This window comes from Mycolicibacterium iranicum (assembly GCF_014190915.1).
GTDB lineage: Bacteria > Actinomycetota > Actinomycetes > Mycobacteriales > Mycobacteriaceae > Mycobacterium > Mycobacterium iranicum_B.
Map to the genome: position 1 here is coordinate 64,542 of NZ_JACHVU010000018.1, position 7,120 is coordinate 71,661.

Annotated in this window: 9 protein-coding genes and 1 pseudogene; 5 read left to right on the forward strand and 5 right to left on the reverse strand. The window is 68.9% G+C overall.

Annotated elements, in window-relative coordinates; translation table 11 throughout:
* The first annotated feature begins 8 nt into the window (after positions 1 to 8).
* Both FHR72_RS24905 and FHR72_RS24910 read left to right on the forward strand, forming a co-directional pair.
* Complete coding sequence (locus tag FHR72_RS24905; protein WP_183473769.1) at positions 9 to 1,187, forward strand: FAD-dependent oxidoreductase; 1,179 nt, start codon at positions 9 to 11, stop codon at positions 1,185 to 1,187.
* A 62-nt stretch (positions 1,188 to 1,249) separates the two neighbouring features.
* On the forward strand, positions 1,250 to 2,299 hold the full coding sequence (locus FHR72_RS24910) for an LLM class flavin-dependent oxidoreductase (RefSeq protein WP_183473772.1): 1,050 nt from the start codon (positions 1,250 to 1,252) through the stop codon (positions 2,297 to 2,299).
* Here the strand turns inward: FHR72_RS24910 and FHR72_RS24915 are convergent.
* The 3 genes from FHR72_RS24915 to FHR72_RS24925 are packed head-to-tail and all read right to left on the reverse strand — an operon-like array spanning position 2,296 to position 3,683.
* Positions 2,296 to 2,754 carry a nitroreductase family deazaflavin-dependent oxidoreductase gene (locus FHR72_RS24915; protein WP_183473775.1) on the reverse strand — a complete coding sequence of 153 codons (459 nt, stop codon included), beginning with the start codon at positions 2,752 to 2,754 and terminating at the stop codon, positions 2,296 to 2,298. The genes FHR72_RS24910 and FHR72_RS24915 overlap by 4 nt on opposite strands.
* 4 nt (positions 2,755 to 2,758) lie before the next feature.
* Complete coding sequence (locus tag FHR72_RS24920) at positions 2,759 to 3,196, reverse strand: HIT family protein (RefSeq protein ID WP_183473778.1); 438 nt, start codon at positions 3,194 to 3,196, stop codon at positions 2,759 to 2,761.
* A gap of 16 nt (positions 3,197 to 3,212) precedes the next feature.
* On the reverse strand, positions 3,213 to 3,683 hold the full coding sequence (locus FHR72_RS24925; protein ID WP_183473780.1) for a VOC family protein: 471 nt from the start codon (positions 3,681 to 3,683) through the stop codon (positions 3,213 to 3,215).
* A 27-nt stretch (positions 3,684 to 3,710) separates the two neighbouring features.
* Here FHR72_RS24925 and FHR72_RS24930 point away from each other — a divergent pair, with 27 nt between their 5' ends.
* Positions 3,711 to 4,553 (forward strand): AraC family transcriptional regulator, encoded by an 843-nt coding sequence (locus tag FHR72_RS24930; RefSeq protein ID WP_183473783.1) that lies wholly within the window; start codon positions 3,711 to 3,713, stop codon positions 4,551 to 4,553.
* On the opposite strand, the gene FHR72_RS24935 is transcribed toward FHR72_RS24930, so the two are convergent.
* On the reverse strand, positions 4,531 to 5,043 hold the full coding sequence (locus tag FHR72_RS24935) for a DNA-deoxyinosine glycosylase (RefSeq protein ID WP_183473785.1): 513 nt from the start codon (positions 5,041 to 5,043) through the stop codon (positions 4,531 to 4,533). The two genes, FHR72_RS24930 and FHR72_RS24935, sit on opposite strands and share 23 nt — an antisense overlap.
* A 25-nt stretch (positions 5,044 to 5,068) precedes the next feature.
* Between FHR72_RS24935 and FHR72_RS24940 the strand changes: the two genes are divergently transcribed.
* The gene (locus FHR72_RS24940; RefSeq protein WP_311736251.1) at positions 5,069 to 6,184 is read left to right on the forward strand and encodes an adenylate/guanylate cyclase domain-containing protein; all 1,116 of its coding nucleotides are present in this window, start codon (positions 5,069 to 5,071) and stop codon (positions 6,182 to 6,184) included.
* Here FHR72_RS24940 and FHR72_RS24945 read toward each other — a convergent pair.
* Positions 6,141 to 6,803 carry a GNAT family N-acetyltransferase gene (locus FHR72_RS24945; protein ID WP_183473789.1) on the reverse strand — a complete coding sequence of 221 codons (663 nt, stop codon included), beginning with the start codon at positions 6,801 to 6,803 and terminating at the stop codon, positions 6,141 to 6,143. The two genes, FHR72_RS24940 and FHR72_RS24945, sit on opposite strands and share 44 nt — an antisense overlap.
* A gap of 54 nt (positions 6,804 to 6,857) precedes the next feature.
* Between FHR72_RS24945 and FHR72_RS24950 the strand changes: the two are divergent.
* Positions 6,858 to 7,120, forward strand: a pseudogene (locus FHR72_RS24950) (HNH endonuclease signature motif containing protein); the annotation flags it as partial.

Genomic DNA, 7,120 nt, shown 5'->3' on the forward strand with positions numbered 1-7,120 from the left:
GTGGCGGCGTGTTCCGTCGCACGAGCATCGCCCAGCAGTACGAGAAAGCCTCTGACTGCAGCCTACGAGTGCTGGTGTGTGGTTCGGGAATTGCAGGCCTCACGGTCGCGCAACTGCTGCGCCGCGCGGGCTTGCACGCCGTGCTCATCGAGCGTGCGACGACCGTGTCGGCGGGATACATGCTGGCGCTGCTGCCGATGGCCGACCCCGCCATCGACGGCCTCGGTGTCCGCGACGAGTACCGGCGCAGAAGTACGCCGATCACGCGCTACGCCGTGGACGGACACACCGGCCGGCGGCTCCGTGAGGACCCGATCGGCACTGTCGTTGGCACGTTCGGCGAGTACCGCGGAATCGACCGAGGAAGCCTGGTGGAGGTGCTGGCCGGAGGCGGCTCCGACATCACGATGGGCGCTGCGGTCAGCACCGTCACGCAACGCCGCGACGCCGTCCGGGTCGGTGTCGCCGGACACGGGGACGGCGAGGAACTGGATTTCGACGTCGTGATCGTCGCTGAAGGTATGAATTCCCACACCCGCGAACTGCTCGGTCACCGCGTCCGACGCGTCGACACCGGATGGGGTGGCTGGATCGCGTGGGCCGATCCCGACGACGAAGAAGATCTCGGCGAAGAGCTCTGGGGCGCAGGTTGTTTCGCAGCGACTTATCCCGTCGCGGGCAAGCTGGGAGTCTTCCTCGGCGGGCCCCGCACCGACACCGCCGCCGGCCCCGCAGCGTTCTTCGAGGCGATGCGCCGGCGGGTCACGACACCGACCGACCGCATCGAGCGCGCCATGGCCGCCGTGGCCGCAGCCGATGACCCGTACTACTGGCCGCTCACCGACGTCCGGGCCCGCGACTGGACTCTGGGCCGCACGGTGCTGCTCGGCGATGCCGCCGCCGGCTTCCTGCCGACCGCCGGTATCGGAGCCGGCATGGCGATGGAGTCGGCCTGGGTGCTCAGCCGCGCGCTGTGCGGCGGTGACGACATCGGTACCGCGCTGGACCGGTTCGAACGATCCCAGCGGCCGCGCGTCGCGGCTGCCCAACGGAATTCGCGGCAACTTGCCCGGCTGATGTTCCGCCGCAGTCGCCTGCTCGCGTCGGCCCGTGAGGCGCTGCTGAGCAGCGTCAGCGTGGAGCGCGCGCTGGGCCCGATCCGCACGATCCTGGCGACATCGCCCTGAAAGCCACCGAAATGGGGCCGTGACGGGGGAACGTATCGCCGGTCCGGGGCGTTGATCCGGTAATGCGTCTTTCTGTCCTCGACCTCGTCCCTGTGCGCTCCGACCAGAGCACCTCCGATGCGATCGCCGCCACGACGCTGCTGGCCCAGGCCGCCGACCGGCTCGGCTACACCCGCTACTGGGTGGCTGAGCACCACAACATGCCGGCGGTCGCCGCAACCAGCCCACCAGTGCTGATCGCCCACCTCGCCGCCCACACGTCGGCCGTGCGGCTCGGTTCCGGCGGCGTCATGCTGCCCAACCACGCGCCGCTCGCCGTCGCCGAGCAGTTCGCGCTGCTGGAGGCCGCCCATCCCGGACGCATCGACCTCGGCATCGGGCGGGCGCCCGGTTCCGACCCTGTCACGTCCATGGCGCTGCGCGGGGCCGCGGGCCGAGACGACCGCGACATCGAGGCCTTCCCCGAATACCTCGACGACGTCATGGCGCTGATGAGCAGCAAGGGCGTGCGGGTGCCGCTGCCGCGCGACCTGATGCGGGACAACTACATCCTGCGCGCCACACCCGCGGCCGTCACCGAACCCACGCTGTGGTTGCTGGGCTCGTCGATGTACTCCGCGCGGCTCGCTGCCGCCAAGGGGCTGCCCTATGTGTTCGCCCATCACTTCGCCGGGCAGGGCACCCTCGAGGCGCTGCAGCTCTACCGCGACAACTTCCAGCCCAGCGCCCTGACGCCCGAACCCGTGACGTTCCTGACGGTGAACGCGGTGGTGGCCGAAACCCACGACGAGGCACTGCGTCTGGTTCTGCCGAACCTGCAGATGATGGCGAGGCTGCGCACCGGCCAACCGTTGACGCCACTGGATCTCGTGGAGGATGCCGAGGCGTTGGACCTGGGCCCGCGCGCCCGGGCGGTCATCGACGGCGGTCTGCACCAGGCTGTCGCCGGGGGTCCGGCCGAGGCGGCAGACCAGCTGATGGCCCTCGCCGAGAAGTTCGGCGTCGACGAGGTGATGGTCAACCCGGTGGCCTCGGCCTACCGCGGCGTCGACCCCGCCACCGCACCGGCGCGCGAGGCCACCCTGGAACTCCTGGCCAAGGAGATCTTCTAGCTCTTCGGGGTCAGCTTCACGAGCGGGATCTTGCGCGACGTCCGCTTCTGATAGTTGTTGTACCGGTTCGAGTTTCCCTCGTTGACGATCTTCCACAACCGCGGATAGTCCGGGTCATCGGCCGTCACCGGTGTCGCGGTGACCGCGAAACGCCGTGGCCCTACATTGATCTCGACGTCGGGGTCGGCCTTCAGGTTGTGGTACCACCCCGGCGCCTTCGGGTCGCCGCCCTTGGACGCGACGACGTAGTAGTTCCCTCCGTCCGGAAAGTACGACAGCGTGTTGGTCCGCTGCTGCCCCGTCTTGGCGCCGACGGTGTGCAACAGCAGGCTGGGCGGAGTCCCCGGCAGCGGGATCTTGTGCCCGATGCGTCCGTTCGTGCGCTTGTAGATGGCGTCGTGCGTCATCAACAGCCGCCAACCGACGTTGCGTTCCAACCAGAGACCGAGGTTCATGCGGTCAATCCTTCTCGGCCGCGTCGAGTTGCGCCAGTGCCTCCCGCAGCAGCCGCCCCGTCTCCTCCCGATCGGCGTCACGCCGCATCAGCATCCCCTTCGCGAACGACAGCTTGTCGCCGTCGCGGCGGGGGACCACGTGCAGGTGGATGTGGAAGACCGTCTGGAACGCGGCCTTGCCGTCGTTGACCGCGATGTTGTTGCCGTCGGCGTGCAGCCCGGACACGCGGGCGGCCTTCGCGATGCGCTGACCGATGGCCGCCATCTGTCCCAGCGTGTCCGGCGGCGTGTCGGTCAGGTCGACGGTGTGGACCTTCGGGATCACCAGGGTATGGCCTCGGGTGAACGGCCTGATGTCGAGGATGGCGAGATAGCCGTCGTCCTCGTAGATGCGGATGGCGGGGGCGTCGCCGGCGACGATGGCGCAGAACACGCAGGACATGCCCGAAGGCTAGCCTCTAGACGTTCTGTGCCGCCCACTCGGCCAATCGGCGGTCGCGTTCGTCTGCGGTGAGGTCCTCGACCCGCGTCATCACCGTCCACCGGACGCCGAACGGATCGCGGATCGAGGAGAACCGGTCACCGGTGGCGAAATCCTGCGGCGCCTCACGCACCGTCGCGCCGGCCTGCTCGGCGCGGGCCACGACACCGTCGACGTCGGCGCAGTACAGCGCGAGCGAGAAGGTCACGACGTCGGAGGCGGCGTCCGGCGCGGCGATCCCGTACCCGTCGGCAGGGTCTCCGAGTTGCATTCGGCCGCAGCCGAAGTCGAGCTCGGCGTGCGCGACGGTGCCGTCCGGCCCGTCCATCTTCTCCACCACGGTCGCCCCGAACACCCCGGTGTAGAAGGCGAGGGCGTCAGACGCTCCGTCGACGCACAGGAACGGGGTCAGGCTGGTGTAGCCGCGGGGAATGGGGTTGACGGTCATGCCGTCGAGTTTCGTAGCCTCGTGGGTGTGGGTGCTTGGAGAAATGCGACAGCCGGCGCGCCGCTGCGCGGCGTGGTGGGTCGCCCGGCGAGCTCGTCGGTGTTCGATCTGCAGCGGTGGGCGCCCAGCCCCGACGTGGGTCGTCATGTCGAGCACTTCTGGTCGGTGACGTGGGACCTGCGCGGCCAGGCGCCGTTCAACAGTGCGGTGATCACGTTCCCGTGCATGCACCTCACGCACGAGTGGGGTTCTGATGGCGCACGCCACGGATTCCCGCTGCCCAACACCCTGGTCCACGGTGTGGTCGAACGGGTGTTCCGGACGACCATCAGCGACCGCGGGTGGGTCGTGGGGGCCAGGTTTCGGCCCGGCGGGTTCACGGCCCGCTTCGGGCGTGACGCGTCGGCGATGACCGGGCGCGTGCAGCCGGTGGACGACGCTCTGTTCGGAGGTCCGGTGCGTCTCGACGACGATGTCGCCTCAGCGGCGGAGCACTTGGATCGGCTCATCGGTGGCGGTGGCGGTGGTGGCCAGGACGACACGTACCCGGCGCTGGCCGGCCTGGTCGATTGGATCCGGGACGACACCTCCGTACAGCGGGTCGACCAGGTGATGGATCGCTCGCCGTGGAGTGTGCGGACGACGCAACGGCTGTTCCGCCGCTATGTCGGTGTCCCGGCGAAATGGGTGCTGTGCCGCTATCGCCTGCAGAACGCGGCGCTGGAGATCGAGACCGACCCGGCCGTGGACTTCGCGGATCTGGCCGTGCGGTTGGGGTGGTACGACCAGGCGCATTTCATCAACGATTTCCGGGCCCTCCTCGGCACGACCCCGGGGGAGTACGCGGCTACGTACGGGCAGCGGAGGTGATCTGCCGCCAGGCGGCCAGCTTGGCGTCGTAGCGCATGGTCTGAGCCGGGCTGGTCGACGGTAGCCGGGTATAGTGCAGTTCCGGCGTGACGGTGACCAGGCGGCGGTAGTTCTTCTCGGCGGCGGCGCCGTTGAAGTACACGTGCGTGATCGCCGGGTGCGATGCGTAGAAGCCCGCAAAGTCGTTGGCGACCATGCTGTTCGGCTCCACTGCCGAGTCGAGACTGCCGGCTCTGCGGCAGGCCTTCAGGACGTCCCACACCGCAACGCCGGCCCCGGTCAGTGCGGCGACGCGGTCGTCGTATGCCATCTCGGCATCGAAGCCGAAGAGTTCTGCGGTGATGCGCCAGAACGCGTTGTGGGCATAGGCGTAGTACTTCTGGGCCTGCAGCGACGCGACGCCCGGCATGTTGCCGAGGATCAGGATCCGGGCGTCGGGGGTGGACAGCGGCGGGAAGCTCTGCACGAGGGGCGACGCCGGCGGGGACATGGATTCGACCGTATACGTTGGGCACGTGGCCGATGACCTTGATCTGGAGACATCCGGGCTGCTCGACGGGCTCGAGGGCTCGGCGCGCACCGAACGCGCCGACCTCATCCGCTGGTTGCTCGAGCGGGGCGTTGCGGTCGATCAGCTCCGCAACAACCCGGCGCCGATGCTGCTCGCCTCGCGCCGCGTCATCGGCGACGACGGCACGTACGTGTCCGCGCGACAGGCCGCGGCGACGGCAGGGGTGGAGCTCGAACTCTTCGAGCGTATCCAGCGGGCTATGGGTCTGCCCCGGGTCGAGGATCCGGATGCCGAGGTGTTTCTGCGCGCCGACGCCGAGGCGGCCAAGTTCACCCGCGACTTCCTCGACGCCGGTATCGATCCCGACGAACTCGTGCAGATCACCCGGCTGCTCGGCGATGGGCTTTCGCGTGCCGCCGAGGCGATGCGCTACGCCGCACTGGCCGCTGTGATGCGGCCGGGCGCAACCGAATTGGAGATCGCCCAGGCATCCGAGACCTTGGTCGGAAGCCTGGCGCCGCTGCTCGGTCCGATGATTCAGGAGGTCCTCCTGATGCAGCTGCGGCACGCGATCGAGACCGAGGCGGTCAACGCGACCGAGCGGGCCGAAGGCCAGCACCTGCCGGGTGCCCGTCTCGTGACGATCGGTTTCGCCGACCTCGTCGGGTTCACCCGGTTGGGTGAGGCGTTGCCGCCCGAGGAGCTGGAGCAACTCTCTCAGCGGCTCGCTGACCTCACCCGCGAACTGGCCGTGGCCCCAGTGCGTTTCATCAAGACGATCGGTGACGAGGTGATGCTGGTCAGCCCGGAGCCGGCGCCGCTGCTCGACACCATCCTGCGCCTCATCGAGGAGACCGAGGGCGACGACGACTTCCCTCGGCTGCGCGCCGGCATTGCCACGGGAATGGCGGTCAGCAGAGCGGGGGACTGGTTCGGCAGCCCCGTCAACCTCGCGGCACGAGTGACCGGCGCGGCCAGGCCGGGAACGGTGCTGGTTGCCGAGTCGGCGCACGAGGCGATCGGTGACGACGGGCGCTTCACCTGGTCGTTCGCGGGACCGAAGCGGCTCAAGGGGATCAAGCCGGATGTGAAGGCGTTCCGGGCTCGCCGAGCAGAGTGACGAGGCGGTCGGCGTTCTCGACGACGAGGGCGAGACTGCGACGGACAGGCGAGCCGAGCCAGTCGTCGCGGCGCACTTCCCAGACCAGTTCCTCAAATCGGCGTCCGTCCTCGACGAGCGTGTGCCGCTCGATCTGACGGTAGCCGAGTTTGTCGGACACCGCGTTGCTGGCGTTATTCTCTTGCAGGGCCCAGGATCTCGCGGCGTCAGCGTTCAGGTGTGCGAAGGCCAGCTCGAGGACCGCGGCGCGGCATCGGGTTCCCAAACCGTGCCGCTGATGCTCGGCGAGGAGCCACGATGTGGTGCCGACGATCCGTTGCTGCGGCCACTGCGCCAAGCCGGAGAGGCTTTGGAGGCCGACGGGTGTGCCGTGAACGAACACCGCCAGGTCAAGCGTCCAGCCGGGTCCGCGGCGGAGGTCGCGATTGGATCGGATGCGTTCTGCGCGTTGCCGTTCGATCTCCGGCGGGGTGCGGCCGAGAATCCACTTCACGTAGTGGGCCTCGGACTGGGGGAGGACGGCATCCGGCCGCGATGCGCTGTGCGCCAGCGCGCCGATCCGGGCGTCTGTGGGCGGCGCGAGGGTGGCGCCGTCGAGCTGGATTCGCAGATCGGACATCTCGACCATTGCAGCACAGATGGCTTGTCGGTGGTTCGAACTAGTGTTCGATGTATGGAGTTGGTGTCGGAGGCGGTCGCTGTGATCGGTGAGCAGCTGGCGGTGTTGGGCAAGGCGTGTGAGGAGCTGTCGCATCGGGAGCTGGTCGGGCTGCTGGCCGAGCTGACGACGGTGCTGCGCAGCGTGCCGGCGCTGGAACATCAGATCCTGGCGCGGCTGCGTGCCGAGACCGAACCGCATCGCCTCGGCGAGTCGTCGTGGAAACGGGTGTTGACCACCGCGCTGCGCTGCAGCGACCGTGATGCCCGGCGCCGTGT

What these genes read in the sequence shown, in the direction of transcription:
- FHR72_RS24910 (WP_183473772.1), top strand. Translation starts at nt 1,250, where the DNA reads ATGCGTCTTTCTGTCCTCGACCTCGTCCCTGTGCGCTCCGACCAGAGC.
- FHR72_RS24915 (WP_183473775.1), bottom strand. Translation starts at nt 2,754, where the DNA reads ATGAACCTCGGTCTCTGGTTGGAACGCAACGTCGGTTGGCGGCTGTTG.
- FHR72_RS24920 (WP_183473778.1), bottom strand. Translation starts at nt 3,196, where the DNA reads ATGTCCTGCGTGTTCTGCGCCATCGTCGCCGGCGACGCCCCCGCCATC.
- FHR72_RS24925 (WP_183473780.1), bottom strand. Translation starts at nt 3,683, where the DNA reads ATGACCGTCAACCCCATTCCCCGCGGCTACACCAGCCTGACCCCGTTC.
- FHR72_RS24935 (WP_183473785.1), bottom strand. Translation starts at nt 5,043, where the DNA reads ATGTCCCCGCCGGCGTCGCCCCTCGTGCAGAGCTTCCCGCCGCTGTCC.
- FHR72_RS24945 (WP_183473789.1), bottom strand. Translation starts at nt 6,803, where the DNA reads ATGTCCGATCTGCGAATCCAGCTCGACGGCGCCACCCTCGCGCCGCCC.